This window comes from Ciceribacter ferrooxidans (genome assembly GCF_004137355.1).
Lineage (GTDB): Bacteria > Pseudomonadota > Alphaproteobacteria > Rhizobiales > Rhizobiaceae > Allorhizobium > Allorhizobium ferrooxidans.
In genome coordinates, this window is sequence record NZ_SDVB01000248.1 from 59,405 (window position 1) to 75,034 (window position 15,630).

A 15,630-nucleotide genomic window follows, 5' to 3' on the forward strand; every position below is an offset into this window, starting at 1 on the left:
GATTAATGCCGATAGTCTATGGAAATAATAAACTTAATCAACATTAGAGGATCACATCGCAAAATTGGTTCTCCCAGGGGCCATGCCGCGCAAAAATCGGACGGGGTCAGCCCGCCCGGCAATCCGCGGTTTTCCTGTCTCTGCCGGGAAGGAGCATTCTGTTTTCGCTTTTTTCTGGCGGAAAACGGCACTGCCCACCCCTTCTCCTGCGCCGACGCCCCCGACACGGACGTACCAAGGAACGGCTCAGACGGCCTGGTCGTGCGATGACTTTTCCCAGAGGTTGATACCGCCTTCGACCGCGTGGCGATCGATCTCGGCGAGTTCTTCTGCCGTGAAGGACGGATTGTTGAGCGCCGCGACGTTTTCCTCGACCTGCCGTGCCGAGCTTGCGCCGATCAGGGCGGAAGTGACGCGCGGATCGCGCAACACCCAGGCGAGCGCGAACTGGGCGAGCGACTGGCCGCGACGGGCGGCGATGCCGTCGAGCGCGCGTGCCCGCTCGATGTTCTCTTCCTTGAGGTGATCCGGCCGCAGGAAGCCGCCGCCCGGACGGTTGACGCGGGCATCGTCCGGAATACCGTTCAGGTATTTGTTGGTGAGCAGCCCCTGAGCCAGGGGCGTGAATGCGATGACGCCGGCACCGACCTCGTCGGTCGCCTCCAGCAGGTCCTTTTCGATCCAGCGATTGAACAAGTTGTACGATGGCTGATTGATCAGCAACGGCACGCCGCGCTCGGCCAGAAGCCTGGCGATTTCGCGTGTCTTGTTCCCGGAATAGGACGAGATGCCGACATAGAGCGCCTTTCCTTGTTGAACGGCAGAGGCGAGAGCTGAAGCCGTCTCATCGAGCGGAGTCTCGGCATCGAAGCGGTGCGAATAGAAGATGTCGACATAGTCGACGCCGAGGCGTTTCAGGCTCTGGTCGAGGCTCGACAACAGGGCCTTGCGCGAGCCGCCGCCCCTGCCGTACGGCCCCGGCCACATGTCCCAGCCGGCCTTCGTCGAGATGATCAACTCGTCACGGTAAACGGCCAGATCCTCTTTCAGAATCCGGCCGAAATTGATCTCCGCGCTCCCCGCCGGGGGGCCGTAATTGTTGGCGAGATCAAAATGGGTGATGCCGAGATCGAAGGCCTTGAACAGGATCGAACGCTGCGTCTCGATCAGCGTGGTGTCGCCGAAATTGTGCCAGAGGCCGAGCGAGATCGCCGGCAGCTTCAGGCCGCTTCCGCCGACCCGGCGGAAGGCGGCATTGTCATAGCGGTCGAATGCGGGGGTATAGGTCATCGGGTGTATCCATTGAATGAAAAAGACCGGACGCCGGCTTTCTTGAAAGCCGGCGTCCGGCAAGTTGGGCTTGCCATGAACTAGAGGGCACCGTGCCTCGGTGGCAGGAGGCCGTTGAGGTAGTAGTTGCCGATATGGTGATATTTCCACCGCACGGGGTCGTGAAGCGAGTGAGTGCGGGCATTGCGCCAGAACCGGTCAAGACCGTAGTTTTCGAGCGTGGAGCGGGCACCGCCGAGTTCGACAAGCTTGTTCGCCGCCAATTGCGCAACTTCGGTTCCAAGCGCCTTGACCTCGGCAACCGCGATTGAGGCTTCGGCCACAGTTTTATCGTTCGGATCAGCCGTCGCGAGATCCAGCAGTCGTCCTGCCCGCGCCAACAGCGCATCGGCGGCGTGAACCCGTATGGACACGTCGCCGATCTGGTGGATCGAATGCGGATCCTCGTAGCCATATTCGATAGAGAGCTCAAAGAACGGCCGCGCGTAAGCCCTTATGTAGGAGATCGCCTCCGCAAGCGCGCCGCGGGCAAGGCCCACCTGTACGGCCGAATGGATGATCTGGGCGAACGGCCCCATCGGCGTCGGCTTTTCGAAGACGACGTCGTGGTCGACGACCTGGAACGGCGTGATCTCGACATCATCGAAGGTCACCGTGCCGCTGCCGGTCGAGCGCTGGCCGAAAGAGGACCAATCGTCAAACAGGTCAAGACCCGGGGTGGCGCGATCGATGAAAACGATATGCACCCGACCGGTATCATCCTTGGCGACCGCCACGATGATGTGGGCGAACAGCGAACCGGTCGCGTAGAATTTTTGACCGTTGAGCAGCAGCCTGCGGCCCTCGTTGCGGAAATTCGTCTTGTAATCCACCGGCGTCTTCGTGCCGATCTCGGTAAAGGCATTGCCCAGGCGATCGCCGTCGAGGATGCGTTCAAAATAGTGCTGCTTCTGCTCCTCTGTCCCGGCGAGGCGCAAGGCCTCGACCATATAGAAGTGGTTCTGCGGGATCTGGCCAATGGAGGAGTCGGCGGCGGAGATGATCGCCGTCACCTCGGCGAGCGTGACGGCCGAAACGCCGGCACCGCCGTACTCCTTCGGCACGGTGATCGCCCACAGACCGGACTGCGAAAAGTGCTCGATCTCGGCGATCGGCAACCGCCGCTCGCGGTCCCGGGCAACGGCGTCGGTGGCGAATTCCCGCGCCAGTTCATGCGCGGTCGCGATCGCTTCCGCATCGTCCTTGATACGGTGCGCCTTGGTCTGGCGGGGCGGGATGTGGGGTGCCGGGCGGCCGGCGGTCAGCGCGGCCTCCCGGTGCAGTTTCCTGTTGTTCTGGCTCATCGGTCCGGCCTCAGTTCCAGGCATGGCGCGGCGGATTGACGCCGTTCAGGTAGTAATTGCCGACATGGTAGAATTTCCAGCGCACCGGATCGTGGAGAGTGTGCACGCGGGCATTGCGCCAGTGACGGTCGAGGCCGTGCTCGGCCAGCGTCGAGCGGGTGCCGGCCAGTTCGAACAGCTTGTTGGTCGCGAGGATGGCGATCTCGGTGGTCAGCACCTTGGATTCGGCGGTCTTGATCGTGGCCTCCGCGACTGTTGCTTCATTCGGATCGGCCTCCGCCACGTCGATCGCGCGCCCGGCAATTTCGAGAAGCGCTTCCGCGGCGTGCAGCTTGATCTCGAGGTCGCCGATGGCCGCGATGGTAAACAGGTCCTCGCCGGCGGTTTCCTTGCCGCTGTCGATCCACGGACGGCTCTGGGTCTTGATGAAGGCGATGGTGTCTTCGATTGCGCCGCGGGCAATGCCGAGATCGATGGCCGACTGGATGATCTGGGAAACCGGGCCGGCGACGGTCGGATGCTCGAAGGAGGTGACGTGCAAGGCACGCGCCTTGGGAACCCTCACGCTGTCGATGCGCACCCCGCCGGAGGCGGTGGTGCGCTGACCGAAGCTCGACCAGTTGTTGGTCACGGTCAAACCCTGGGCATCTCGATCGGCAAAGACCAGATAGGCCTGCCCATCCTCGGTGACGGCGACGATCGGTACGACATGGGCCAGAAGCGCGCCGGTCGTATAGAACTTCTCGCCGTTGACGACCGCCTGGTCGCCATCGAACACCACATGTGTTTCGAAGGCCGCGACGTTCTTGCTCTTCAGCTCGGAAAAGGCGTTGCCGAAGCGGATGCCGGAAAGTGCCAGCGCGAACAGGTCGCGCTTCTGCTCGTCGGTGCCGTCGAGATCGATCGTGCCGACGATCGCCAGGTGGTTCTGGGTGATCTGGGCAATCGCCGGGTCCGCAGCAGCGATGGTCTCGATCACCTTCGCGAGCGTGGCATAGGAAACGCCGGGGCCGCCATAAGCCTTCGGCACGTTGATGCTCCACAGACCGCTCTGGGAGTATTCGTCGAGCTCGGCAATCGGTAGCAGGCCTTCGCGATCGCGCAGGGCCGCGCCGACCTTGAACTTCTCGGCAAGTCGCTCGGCGATTTCGATCGCCTCCGCATCGGATTTGACGATATGTGCCGGTGTTGTCGGGCGCGGACGAGGCGCTACCGGATCCGTGGAGTTGACGCGCGGATGGATGGAATAGTCGATCTTGGTCTGGGGAAGAGTACCCATGGTCATATCCTCATTGAGAAGCGGTATGGAAATCAGCTGCCGGTCTGACGCAGAGCTTCACTGCGCTTGACCGCTTCGATGTCGCGATAGCGGGCACCCGGATGCGGTGCCTCGAGGAAAGCGCCACGACCGAAGAGCTTTTCGCGTAAAGTGCCGGGGCGATATTCCGTCGGATAGACGCCGCGTTTCTGCAGCTCGGGAACGAGGTAGCCGACGATGTTCTCGAAGGTTTCGGGGGTTACCGCGTAGGCGAGATTGAAACCGTCGACGCCGGTATCCTCCACCCACTGCTGCAGCTCGTCGGCAACGGTCGCCGGAGAACCGACAATCACCGGCCCCATTCCGCCGATCCCGCCCCACTCGGCGAGTTCACGAATTGTCCAGCGCTTGTTCGGATCGCCTTCCGACAGGCTCTCCACCGCCGAATGGATCGCATTGGTCTCGATCTTGCGGACAAGGTCATCGGGCCGGTAGCGGGAGAAATCGATGCCGGTCCAGCCGGACATGAAAACCAGCGAGCCGTCATAGGAGACGTAGTCCAGATATTCACGGAACTTCGCCTTTGCCTTCTCGTCGGTTTCGTCGACGATGACCGTCAGCAGATTGTAGATCTTCAGGCTGTCGCGCGTGCGGCCGGCGGCCACGGCCCGGGCGGTGACATCGGCGACATAGTTGCGCAGGATCGTCTTGGTCTGGGCGGCCACGAACACGCATTCGGCGTGTTCGGCGGCAAACTTCTTGCCGGCACCCGACGCACCGGCCTGATAGAGGACCGGCGTGCGCTGCGGCGACGGCTCGGTCAGCGCATAGCCCGGAACATCGAAGTACCTGCCCTTGTGGCCGATCTCGTGAACCTTTTCCGGGAGCGTGAACACCCGATTTTCCCGGTCGCGGACCACCGCGCCGTCTTCCCAGGAACCCTCGAGCAGCTTGTAGATCACCTCGAGATACTCGTTGGCGATGTCATAGCGATTGTCGTGCCGCTGAAGACCCGTCTGGCCGACATTCCTCGCACCGCTTTCGAGGTAGGAGGTGACGATGTTCCAGCCCACACGACCCTTGGTGTGGTGATCGGCAGTCGCGAGCCGACGCGCAAAGGTGTACGGATGCTCGAAGGATGTCGAGGCTGTGATTCCGATGCCGAGATGCTCCGTCGCCAGCGCGATCGGCGCGGCAAGCTGCAGCGGATCGTTGACCGGGATCTGCGCTGCCTGGTGAATGGCGTGGTAGTTGTTGCCCTTGTAGACGTCGTAGTAGCCGATGACGTCGGCGATGAAAATGCCGTCGAAAAAGCCGCTTTCGAGGGTGCGGGCGAGGTCCTGCCAGTAATCCAGGTCCTTGTATTTCCACGACTTGTCGCGCGGGTGTGCCCAGAGCCCCGGCGATTGATGGCCAACGCAATTCATGTCGAAGGCATTGAAGTGAATGGTCTTGCTCATGAAAGGCTCCTGCATGCGTAGGCATGTGTCCAACTCGGGTGAAGCATCGCAGACGGAGCGCCTAATAACAGTTATTCTATGTTTTTTATGTAGTATCTAGGGGAAGGATTTTCCGTGGAAGCGGCATTTGAAGAAAACCGCTCGCACCGCTCCGCCGTCGCTCCTCACATGCCTCGACCGTCGGCGCCGATCCCCATCGAGGTCTTGCGACGGCGCCATGGGCGATTTTCACCATTCCCTTCGGGATGCGACCCGCGCGCCCCACGAGACCTGAATGTCGATCGGTCCTTGCGTGCGCTTGGTCGCCGAAGAATGAAAAGTGGGCAAAAGCATTTCGCCTGACGCTATCCCCACGACACGAACATACTTTGTATGTCAATTCTATAGATTATAGTGTTTTATTGTGCCGTCAGGCGCTGTTGGAGGCGGGCGGAATGGTCAATCCGGTTTTCGGGCAAACAGGAACGTCGTCCCCGTCGTCATCTTCCAATCGGTCCAGATGTCCGGCGGTTTCGCCGCCCGGCTCGGGCAGGCCGACTTCATCGCATTCCGTCCTCCGCAGGCTGCTCGGGGGACCAAATAAGGAGAATCGAAATGACCATACACACCCTCCCCGTCCACCTCCCGCTCGTCGACATCTCGCGCTTCCATGCGGGTCCCGCCGAGCGCGAGCGCTTCATTTCCGATCTGCGTAAGATCCTCCACGATCACGGCTTCTTCTACCTGACCGGCCACGGGGTCGAGCCGCAACTGATCGCCGACGTGATCGCCAATTCCAAACGTTTCTTTGCCCTGCCGCTCGAAAAGAAGCTCGAGATCGAAATGGTGAAGTCGCCGCATTTCCGCGGTTACAACCGTGCGGGCTATGAGCGCACCCGCGGCCAGCAGGATTGGCGGGAGCAGCTCGACATCAACACCGAAAGCGAACCTGTCGAGATCGGACCGGACACGCCCGCATGGAAGCGTCTGCTGGGGCCAAACCAATGGCCGGCCGCGCTTCCGGAGCTGAAACCACTGCTGCTTGCCTATCAGGCCGAAGTCACCCGGGTCGGGATCGATGTCCTGAAGGCGATCGCCGTAGCACTCGGACAACCGGAAGACGCCTTCGCCCAGATCTATGAGCCGCAGCCGTCGCAGCTTCTGAAGATCATCCGCTATCCGGGCCGCGACGTGGCCAAGACCGACCAGGGCGTTGGCGCCCACAAGGACGGAGGCTTCGTGACGGTGCTGCTGCAGGACACGGTTCCGGGCCTGCGCGTCCAGACCGAGGACGGCGTCTGGCTCGATGCGCCGCCGGTGCCGGGCACCTTCGTCATCAATACCGGCGAACTGCTGGAACTGGCGACCAACGGCTTTGTCCGGGCCGATGTCCACGACGTCATCGCCCCGCCGGCCGGCGTCGAGCGCTTCTCGGTCGCGTTCTTCCTCGGTTCCCGCTATGACGCCACGATTCCAGTCATCGACCTGCCGGAAGAGCTGAAGCGGAACGAACGCGGCGTCACCGTCGACCCGTTGAACCCGATCTTCCGCGAAGTCGGACAGAACCACCTCAAGAGCCGCCTGCGCTCGCATCCTGACGTCGCCCGCGCCCATCATGCGGACCTGCTCACGCCCGAGCAGCTTGCCGGTGAGGCCGTGGCCACGGCCTATTGATCGCCCGCCGGCCCCGGAGCATGGAATCCGGGGCCGCCACCGGCCTGCCGGAAGGCGATATCTGCCGAGAAGAAAATTCCTCCAGACGCTTCCTCATTAGTCTATAAAATCTATCAATTATATATTTTGCACTTATCCTGTCCCCACATCCAAGAACGGGGATAACCGATGACCATCGATACATCCAGGAAGCCGGCCGCGAGCAACCTCTCCCGCCGCACCCTCTTGAAGACAGCCGGCATTGCCGGCGCAGCAGCCGGTTTCGGCGCGCTGGCGGGCCGAACCGGCTCCTATGCCATTGCCGGCAATCTCATCCCCATCAAGCTCGAATGGACGGAAGTGGCGGCCTGCCATTCGCCGGTCGGCTTCGGCCTCGCCAAAGGGCTCTATGCAAAGCACGGCCTCGAGGTCGAACTCTTCTACCAGGGCGCCAGCGGCCAGACGCTGATCCAGGCGCTTGCAACCCGCAAGGCGGAAGCCGGACCCGGCCTGCTCTACGATTGGCTGAAGCCGATCGAACAGGGTTTCGACGTCAAGCTGTTTGCCGGCTCGCACGGCGGCTGCCAACGCGTTCTCGTCAAGCCGGATTCCGGCATCAAGACGCTGACCGATCTGAAAGGCAAGACGATCGGCACCTTCGACGTCATGTCGCCGTCTCGTGTGGCCTTCTCCGTCGCGCTCGCCAAGGCCGGGCTCAATCCGGAAACCGACGTGACCTGGAAGGTCTTCCCCTTTGACCTGGTCGCCGAAGGCGTACTGAAGGGGGAAGCGGATGCCGTGGCGCATATGGACCCCTGGGCCTATTCCTACGAAAAGCAGCATGGTTTCGTGAAGATCGCCGACACCCAGACCGGCGCCTTCCAGGACCGCGTATGCTGCGTGCTCGGCGTCAACGGCGACTATTACGAAGCCAACAAGGACGCCATCAAGCGGGTCGCGGCAGCCAACCTCGAAATCCACCAGTACACCGCCAAACATCCGGACGAAGTCGCCAAATGGTATTTCGACACGCTGAAGCCCGGTCTGCCGCTTCAGGATCTCACCGAGGTTCTCGCCTCGTTCACCTATCACGACCACTGGTTCGGCAAGCAACTCGTGGAGGAAGTGAAGACCGGCTACGAGGATCTGAAGCTCACCGGCGTCGCCGATGCCTCCACCGATCCGGAGGAAATCGCCAACCGCATCACCATCGACATCTTCGCGTGAGCCGGCCATGAGCGACGTCATCCGAAGCGAATTCGGCACGGTTTCCAGAACGGTGCCGCTCCGGAGCTGGGCGCCTTGGCGGGACGGCCTTCTGGCCGCCGCCACCTGGGGCGCGGCTGCCGCGGTAACTTGGTTTCTCCCCGATGTGATCACCTGGGGTGCAACCGGCCTCTTCGCGCTCGTGGTGGCGATCGGCGCGGCCATCTTCCTCGCGCTCTCCGTCGCCGTGCCGCGGCTTGGCGACGGAGCCAGGACGCTTGTCCACTACGGACCGTGGTTCATCGCGCTCGGCGTCTGGCTGGCGCTCTGGGAGCTCGTCACCGCCAAGTTCGGCTGGTTGCCCAAGCCGTTCTTCTCCCCGCCGCAGGGCCTGTTGCATGTCTATGTGACCGACTGGGAGCGCCTCCTCGTCTGCGTCGCCTATACGGCACGTCTCTGGGGTCTCGGCTTCTTCTCCGGCATTGTCGTCGGCTTTGCCGCCGGCGTGGCGCTTGGCTGGTCGAAACGCTTCTCCTATTGGGGCATGCCGCTCCTCAAGCTGATCGGTCCCGTTCCCGCCAGTGCGTGGATACCATGCACGTTCTTCATATTCCCGAGCACGTTCCACGCCTCGATCTTTCTCGTGGCTCTGGCGTCGGGCGTTCCGGTCGCGATCCTGGCCGCCGCAGGCGTGGAACAGGTCAGCCGTGCCTACTACGACGTCGCACGCACGCTTGGCGCTTCCAATCGCTACCTGATCTTCAAGGTGGCGATCCCGGCATCGCTGCCGAATGTCTCCGTCGGCCTGTTCATGGCGCTCTACTATTCTTTCGCGGTCCTGGTCGTCGCCGAAATGCTGGGCGCCAAGTTCGGGCTCGGCTGGTACCTGCAATTCAACACCGCCTATTCGGCCTACGCCAACGTCTATGCCGCCCTGATCGTGATGGCGCTCATCTGCGCCGGCCTAGTGCATCTGCTGTTCGTTATCCGAGGTCGGCTTCTCGGCTGGCAGAAGGGGATTCTGTGATGGCGCTCGCCTATGAACAACCGCTGACCGCAAGCCGGAACCTCACGCTCGATATCGACCGGGTGTCGCACGCCTACGATCTGGGCGACCGCCTGCTGCCGGTCCTCGACAATGTCTCGGTCACCGTGAGGCCGGGTGAATTCGTGGCCCTGCTCGGGCCATCCGGTTGCGGTAAATCGACCTTGCTTCGGCTCGCCGCGGGACTGGAGCATCCTCGTCAGGGCGAACTGCGAGAGGACGGCAAGACCATTGGCGAACCGAATCCCGATCGCATCCTCGTCTTCCAAGAGGCGACGCTATTTCCCTGGCTGACGGTGCGCGGGAACGTCGCGACGGGCCTCGATGCGCGTGGCGTCCTCAAAAAGCAGGGGACCCGTATCGATGAGGTGTTGAAGCTGGTGAAGCTCGAAGCCTTCGCCGACGCCTATCCACATCAGCTCTCCGGCGGTATGGCGCAGCGCGTGGCCATCGCCCGGGCACTCGTCAACGATCCGAAACTGCTCTTGCTCGATGAACCCTTCGGCAAGCTCGACTCGCTGACGCGGCTGTCGATGCAGACGGAACTCCTGCAGCTTTGGAAGGAGGCCGGCTTCACGGCCCTGCTCGTCACCCACGACGTCGAGGAAGCGCTGCTGCTCGCCGACCGCGTCATCGTCTTTTCCGACCGGCCGGCACGCATCGTCGCCGAGGTGACGGTCGAGAAGCCGCATCCGCGCCGACGCGACGACGCCGATCTTGTGCATCTGCGTCAGACGTTACTCGAGCAGCTCGGGGTGACCTATGACGTCTGATCCACGGCTCCCGGTCTTGTTGGGGATGCTCGGTACGACCGTCACAACGCTCGCCTTCGGCTGGTGGTGGCTGATCTTCGGGGCCATCGTCGGAGACGGCTACATAACCCGCGCACAGGCGGCGACCTGCCTGATCGGCACATCGGACCTCTGCAATCTCGCCCAGGCGCTCTGCACCAACAATCATCTCTTCGGCATTCGCTGGTACGGGCCGGAGGCCCTGTGGGCCGGCGCGGCCCTTCTCGCCGCAGCGCTCGCCACCCTGACCATTCGGGCCGATGCCCGTGCAACTAATCAGCCAAGCTCAACGGAGGTAGAACCATGACCATTCAGCAACCGACCGAAACCATCGTGCAATCGGCCGCCCCGCAGGCTCCAGTCGGTGCGCCGATCTTCAAGAGCCCGCACCCGGAAACCCTGGCGCTTCACGGCGGCAATTTCCGCTTCGACCCGACGACCGGCGCGGTGGCCGTGCCGATCTATCAGACCACATCCTTTCAGTTGCCGGGCACCGAGGGCGCCGACAAGCTCTTCGCGCTCGAAGCCGCCGGTCATCTCTACACCCGCGTCTCCAATCCCACCCAGGACGCGTTCGAGCAGCGCCTCGCAGAAATCGAAGGCGGCGCCGCAGCCCTGGCCGTCTCTTCCGGACAGGCCGCCTCCGCGTTTGCGATCCTGAACCTCGCCCGCGCCGGCGACAACATCGTCAGCGCAGCCGGCCTCTACGGCGGCACCTGGGCGCTGTTCGCCGCAACGCTGAAGAGCTTCGGCATCGAGACCCGCTTCGTCGACGCGGCCGACCCGGAAGCCTTTGCCCGCGCCACGGACGACCGCACGCGCGCCTACTATGCGGAATCGCTGCCCAATCCGAAACTCGAAGTATTCCCTATCGCGGAAGTCGCCGCCATCGGACGCCGCTTCGGGATTCCGCTCATCGTCGACAACACGGCGGCGCCGCTCATCATTCGCCCGCTCGAACATGGAGCTGCGGTCGTCGTCTATTCCGCAACGAAGTATATCGGCGGCCACGGCACCTCGATCGGAGGGGCGATCATCGATGGCGGAAATTTCCCTTGGGCCGATCTCAAGGATCGCCAACCGAACGTCAACGAACCGGATCCGAGCTACCAGGGCAAGACCTGGATCGAGAAAGCCGATGCGATCGGCTTCTTCCCCTACATCCTGCGCGCACGGGCCGTGCTGTTGCGCGACATCGGCGCTGCGATCAGCCCGCAGAATGCCTTCCAGCTGATCCAGGGTCTGGAAACCTTGCCGCTGCGCCTTCGCCAGCACAACGAGAACGCCGTCAAGGTTGCCGAGTTCCTGAGGTCGCATCCGAAGGTCTCGAACGTGATCTTCCCGAAATTCCAGACGGGACTCGCCGGCGAACGTGCGGCGAAGTATCTGAGATCCGGCTCCTATGGCGCGCTCGTCGGCTTTGAGCTCGCAGGTGGCCGCGAGGCGGGCCGGCGCTTTATCGATGGGCTGAAGCTCTTCTATCATCTCGCCAACATCGGTGACGCCCGCTCGCTGGCGATCCATCCCTCGACGACGACCCATTCGCAGCTTTCGGCTGATGATCAGCTCGCAACCGGCGTCACGCCCGGTTATGTTCGCCTTTCCATCGGTATCGAGCATCCGGACGACATCATCGCCGATCTCACCCAGGCAATCGACGCTGCCTGAGGCAACTCAGGACAGCAAGAGAGGGCCGGATGTGAAACCCACATCCGGCCCCTTTTAGCATCCTCTGCCTGGTCCCGCCTCCTGCCCCGAGTGCGGGTGGATCAGCCGGCCGGTCCGCGTTCCTTCCGCCGATCCGCCGCCAGCGTCTCGAGCGCCGTGCCCAACTGGTCGGCAACGAAGACGGCATGATCGGTCACCTGCGGCAAGCCCATCAGTTCGCCGAAGGTTCCCCGCGCCAGCGGCCCGCCGATGAAGAGACCGGGTACGACCTTGCCGTCGGCGTCCAGCGCACGGGACCGGCGGTCACAGAGAAGCCCGAGCCCGGTCGGGCAAAGGGCCAGCACGCCTCGCGTCTCCAGTTCCGTCAGGAACGGTTGCGATTTGAGAATTCCCCCATGGGCAGGCCCCGTCGTCACCACGACCGTATCGACCGTCAATTCCCGATACTCTCCACGTTCTCTCAGTTTCACCGTAACGTCCAACGCCGCGCCCGCCACGGAGGCGGACGCAAGGGAGCCGGCCAGGACTTCCAGGCGAGCGGCGCGAATCGCATCATCCAGCACGCGCTCGACCTGTGGCGCGATCCGGAACCGGTGAGCATCCCAGTAGGGTCGCGTGTGGCGTGCGAGCCTGCGCCGCTCCGGCACCGGCAGCGCCTGCCAGATCTGCTGGCCCTGGGCACGAACGGCATCAAGCACCGGATGCCAACCAAGGCCCACGCGCCGCGCTTCGCGCAGCGTCCGGCGGATGCGGAACAACAATTGCGATGCCGTGGCGGCCGGCGCCGTGAGGAAGTCGCCAAAGGGTTCGCTCGCGACGGGGGGATGCCCTCTCGAACGCAGGCCGCGGCGGGAGACGGAAACGATGTGTCCGACGTGACCGCGTTCGGAAAGCGCGGCCACCACGTCCGCCGACGTCAACCCGTTGCCGATGATCAGCACCCGGTCATTCCTGCCGATCCCATCGAGCGCACCGGGCGCCGTCGGATCGGTAATGTAGTGAGGATTTCCGGCGAGCGGCGAAAGCACGCGCGGAGGCGCCGTTTCCGGATGGCTCGCGGCGAGCACGACAAAGTCGGCCTCCAGACTCGGTCCGTCTGCAGCGCTGACACGCCAGCGCCCGTTAGCACGCGCCAATCCCGTCACACGCGTTCGCCGGTGTTCAATCGCGCCGCTGGAGAGGTCTGGCGTCAGCATCGCATGAACATAGTCTCCAAAAACATGCCGGCGCGGAAAGGGCTGGCCGTCCGCGGCGAAAGCCGTCTCATCACCCGCCAACGCGTCCGTCTCGGCGATCCACCGGGCAAAGCTCTCCGGATCGTCGGGAAAGAGGCTCATCTTCGAAGCCGGCACGTTGATCCGGTTCGCCGGCTCGTCGGTGTCGTAGGCAAGCCCCTTGCCGAGCTTCTCTCGCGGCTCAAACACGACGATTCGCGCTTCCCGTCCCGCGCGACTTCTCAACGCCAGATGCAGAGCGATCGCCGCCCCGGTGAATCCGCCGCCTATGATCGCGACGACGGGAAGGCGGGCGTAGGATGGCATTTCGATTTCTCCTGGGCAGACAGTGGTTCGATACGAGACTACTCGCAAACGCACCGTGACGGGAGGACACTATCCAAACTGCCACCGTATACAAAAGCATCCATTTCTATAGATATAGTTCTTCTGAGATTGTTTTCTCGTGGCGACGGCCTCGGCGCCGGGTTCACGAAGATCGGATCGAACTTCCTTCAAACCGGTTCGGCGGGGAAATTCGTGGCCACCCACCGCGAAAAATGAGTTGGAATTATCTCCACTCATTTGATGGATTAAGTCATCTTACTTTCAATCGCGGGTCACAATACCGGCGACCAGCCAACGAGAGGAAACATCATGGCACTGAAACGCAGAGAACTTGTCGGCCTCGCCGCCGCCGCCGCCCTGGCCACCATTCTGCAGGGAGCTCCGGCTTCCGCCGCCGAGTTCACGCTCAACATCGGCTATCAGCCGATCGTCGAACCGTCGCGCGTTCCGCAGGCCGACGGCACCTATGAGAAGGTGACCGGCGCCAAGATCAACTGGCAGAAATTCGACGGCGGCGCCGACGTCATTGCCGCGATCGCATCCGGCTCCCTCGACATCGGCTATGTCGGTTCTTCGCCGCTCGCCGCCGCCGCAAGTCGCGGCCTGCCGATCGAGACGATCGCACTCGTTGGCCTGATCAGCGAGGCGGAAGCCCTTGCCGTGCGTGACATTGCCAAACCCGAAGATCTGGCCGGCAAGAAGATCGCCACGCCCTTTGTCTCGACCGCTCACTACAGCCTGCTGACGGCGCTGAAGCACTGGAACATCGATCCGAAGTCGGTCGAGATCCTCAACCTGCGTCCGCCGGAAATCGCGGCCGCCTGGTCACGCGGCGACATCGACGGCGCCTATGTCTGGGATCCAGTTCTGGCCGAGATCAAGAAGTCCGGCACGGTGCTCGCGACCTCCGCAGACGTCGCCGACTGGGGTGGCCCGACCTTCGACGCCTGGATCGTCAGCAAGAAATTCGCCGAAGCCCATCCTGACATCGTCGCCGCCTTCGTGCGCGTGACCGGCGATGCGACCGCCGCCTATCGCGCCAACCCCGAAGCCTGGGGCCCGACCTCGCCCGAGGCCGAGAAGATCGCCCGATTGACCGGCGCCAAGCAGGACGAAGTGCCGGCCCTGCTCAAGGGTTACATCTTCCCGACGCTGGAAGAACAGGCAAAGCCCGACCTTCTCGGCGGCGGTACGATCAAGGCGGTCGCGGAGACGTCGGCCTTCCTGAAGGAACAAGGCAAGATCCCGGCTGTCCTCGCCGATTACGCACCCTACGTCTCGTCGCGCTGGGTCGTCGACGCGTCCAAGCTTTCGTTCTAATCGGCACAACCGATCGCGGATGGCCCGGCTCCAAGGGTCGGGCCATCTCCGCACGCCAAAGAAGGATCGACGATGAGTACCTTGTCATTTCATGACGTGTCGCTGCGCTATCCGGCGCGAGAAGCCCGCGCCGGCCGGCCGCCGCTGGTTCTTGAACGGATCAATCTTTCCGTCAGGACCGGAGAGTTCGTCGTCGTCATCGGCCGCTCGGGCTCGGGCAAGACCAGCCTTCTCAATCTCGCCGCAGGCTTCCTGGCGCCGTCCGTCGGCCGGATCGCCGTGGACGGAGCAACGATCGCCGGGCCGGGAGCCGACCGCGCCGTGGTCTTCCAGGATGATGCGCTGTATCCCTGGCTCGACGCCCGCGACAACATCGCCTTTCCGCTCAAGCTGCGCGGCGTACGCGAGAAGGACCGTCGTGTGCGCGCGGAAGAACTGCTCGACCTCGTCGGTCTTGCGGACGCGGGACGCCGGCGCATATCGGAACTCTCCGGCGGGATGCGCCAGCGCATCGGGATTGCCCGCGCACTGGCCTCCGATCCGCGCTTTCTCCTGCTCGACGAACCTCTCGGCGCGCTCGATGCGCTGACCCGCACCAGAATGCAGGTCTTCCTGCTCGACGTCTGGTCGAAGAGCCGCGCCGGCGCGCTGCTCATCACCCATAGCATCGACGAGGCCCTGCTGCTTGCCTCGCGGGTAATCGTACTCTCGCCCAATCCTGGCCGGCTGGCGGCGGACATCGAGACGGGTTTCGCCGCCGAACTGCTGGCCGGGGCCTCGGTCAACCAGATCAAGGCATCACCGCTCTTCAAGCGCATGCATGACGGGCTCACCAATCTCATCCACTCCATCTCCGACGATACCGAGGCGGCAGCCTAATGCGTTCGTCAAGCGGCAACTTTGAAGCTGGCCTGGAAGGAGGAGCGAGTTTGCAGCATGGCCCACAGAACGTTGAAGCGACGTCTGGCCAGAGCGATGACGGCCTGATGATGGCGTTTGCCCTCGCGGCGTTTACGGGCGTAGAAGGCGCGGCTGTCTGGCTGGGCGAGCGAACA

General features: G+C 63.1%; 13 protein-coding genes and 1 pseudogene. 8 read left to right on the forward strand and 6 right to left on the reverse strand.

What is annotated here, in order from left to right; all coding sequences use genetic code 11:
- Window positions 1-246 precede the first annotated feature (246 nt).
- From mgrA to EUU22_RS15680, 4 genes are all read right to left on the reverse strand, one after another.
- Complete coding sequence (mgrA, locus tag EUU22_RS15665; protein WP_129332914.1) at window positions 247-1,290, reverse strand: L-glyceraldehyde 3-phosphate reductase; 1,044 nt, start codon at window positions 1,288-1,290, stop codon at window positions 247-249.
- Between the two features lie 80 nt (window positions 1,291-1,370).
- Complete coding sequence (locus EUU22_RS15670; protein ID WP_129332915.1) at window positions 1,371-2,633, reverse strand: SfnB family sulfur acquisition oxidoreductase; 1,263 nt, start codon at window positions 2,631-2,633, stop codon at window positions 1,371-1,373.
- Window positions 2,634-2,643: 10 nt separating this feature from the next.
- Entirely contained in the window at window positions 2,644-3,912 is a 1,269-nt protein-coding gene (locus EUU22_RS15675; protein WP_129332916.1) for an SfnB family sulfur acquisition oxidoreductase, read from the reverse strand.
- Window positions 3,913-3,944: 32 nt separating this feature from the next.
- The gene (locus EUU22_RS15680) at window positions 3,945-5,351 is read right to left on the reverse strand and encodes an LLM class flavin-dependent oxidoreductase (RefSeq protein WP_129332917.1); all 1,407 of its coding nucleotides are present in this window, start codon (window positions 5,349-5,351) and stop codon (window positions 3,945-3,947) included.
- Between the two features lie 594 nt (window positions 5,352-5,945).
- Between EUU22_RS15680 and EUU22_RS15685 the strand changes: the two genes are divergently transcribed.
- The 6 genes from EUU22_RS15685 (at window position 5,946) to EUU22_RS15710 (ending at window position 11,693) form a co-directional block, all read left to right on the forward strand.
- Window positions 5,946-7,004: an isopenicillin N synthase family dioxygenase gene (locus EUU22_RS15685; RefSeq protein ID WP_129332918.1), complete on the forward strand. Its 1,059-nt coding sequence runs from the start codon at window positions 5,946-5,948 to the stop codon at window positions 7,002-7,004.
- A 168-nt stretch (window positions 7,005-7,172) separates the two neighbouring features.
- The gene (locus tag EUU22_RS15690; RefSeq protein WP_129332919.1) at window positions 7,173-8,210 is read left to right on the forward strand and encodes an ABC transporter substrate-binding protein; all 1,038 of its coding nucleotides are present in this window, start codon (window positions 7,173-7,175) and stop codon (window positions 8,208-8,210) included.
- 7 nt (window positions 8,211-8,217) lie between these two features.
- Window positions 8,218-9,216, forward strand: coding sequence for an ABC transporter permease (locus EUU22_RS25625; RefSeq protein ID WP_129332920.1), 999 nt, complete (start codon window positions 8,218-8,220; stop codon window positions 9,214-9,216).
- Complete coding sequence (locus EUU22_RS25630; protein WP_129332921.1) at window positions 9,216-10,007, forward strand: ABC transporter ATP-binding protein; 792 nt, start codon at window positions 9,216-9,218, stop codon at window positions 10,005-10,007. The genes EUU22_RS25625 and EUU22_RS25630 overlap by 1 nt, the downstream gene beginning before the upstream one ends.
- Window positions 9,997-10,332 (forward strand): hypothetical protein, encoded by a 336-nt coding sequence (locus EUU22_RS15705; RefSeq protein WP_165351187.1) that lies wholly within the window; start codon window positions 9,997-9,999, stop codon window positions 10,330-10,332. The genes EUU22_RS25630 and EUU22_RS15705 overlap by 11 nt, the downstream gene beginning before the upstream one ends.
- A gap of 65 nt (window positions 10,333-10,397) precedes the next feature.
- Window positions 10,398-11,693 carry an O-acetylhomoserine aminocarboxypropyltransferase/cysteine synthase family protein gene (locus EUU22_RS15710; RefSeq protein WP_205687909.1) on the forward strand — a complete coding sequence of 432 codons (1,296 nt, stop codon included), beginning with the start codon at window positions 10,398-10,400 and terminating at the stop codon, window positions 11,691-11,693.
- Window positions 11,694-11,794: 101 nt separating this feature from the next.
- On the opposite strand, the gene EUU22_RS15715 is transcribed toward EUU22_RS15710, so the two are convergent.
- Complete coding sequence (locus tag EUU22_RS15715) at window positions 11,795-13,234, reverse strand: FAD/NAD(P)-binding protein (RefSeq protein WP_129332924.1); 1,440 nt, start codon at window positions 13,232-13,234, stop codon at window positions 11,795-11,797.
- A 330-nt stretch (window positions 13,235-13,564) separates the two neighbouring features.
- Here EUU22_RS15715 and tauA point away from each other — a divergent pair, with 330 nt between their 5' ends.
- Both tauA and EUU22_RS15725 read left to right on the forward strand, forming a co-directional pair.
- Complete coding sequence (gene tauA, locus EUU22_RS15720; RefSeq protein WP_129332925.1) at window positions 13,565-14,575, forward strand: taurine ABC transporter substrate-binding protein; 1,011 nt, start codon at window positions 13,565-13,567, stop codon at window positions 14,573-14,575.
- A 72-nt stretch (window positions 14,576-14,647) separates the two neighbouring features.
- Window positions 14,648-15,454 (forward strand): taurine ABC transporter ATP-binding protein, encoded by an 807-nt coding sequence (locus EUU22_RS15725; protein WP_129332926.1) that lies wholly within the window; start codon window positions 14,648-14,650, stop codon window positions 15,452-15,454.
- 8 nt (window positions 15,455-15,462) lie between these two features.
- Here EUU22_RS15725 and EUU22_RS15730 read toward each other — a convergent pair.
- Window positions 15,463-15,630, reverse strand: a pseudogene (locus EUU22_RS15730) (IS110 family RNA-guided transposase); the annotation flags it as partial.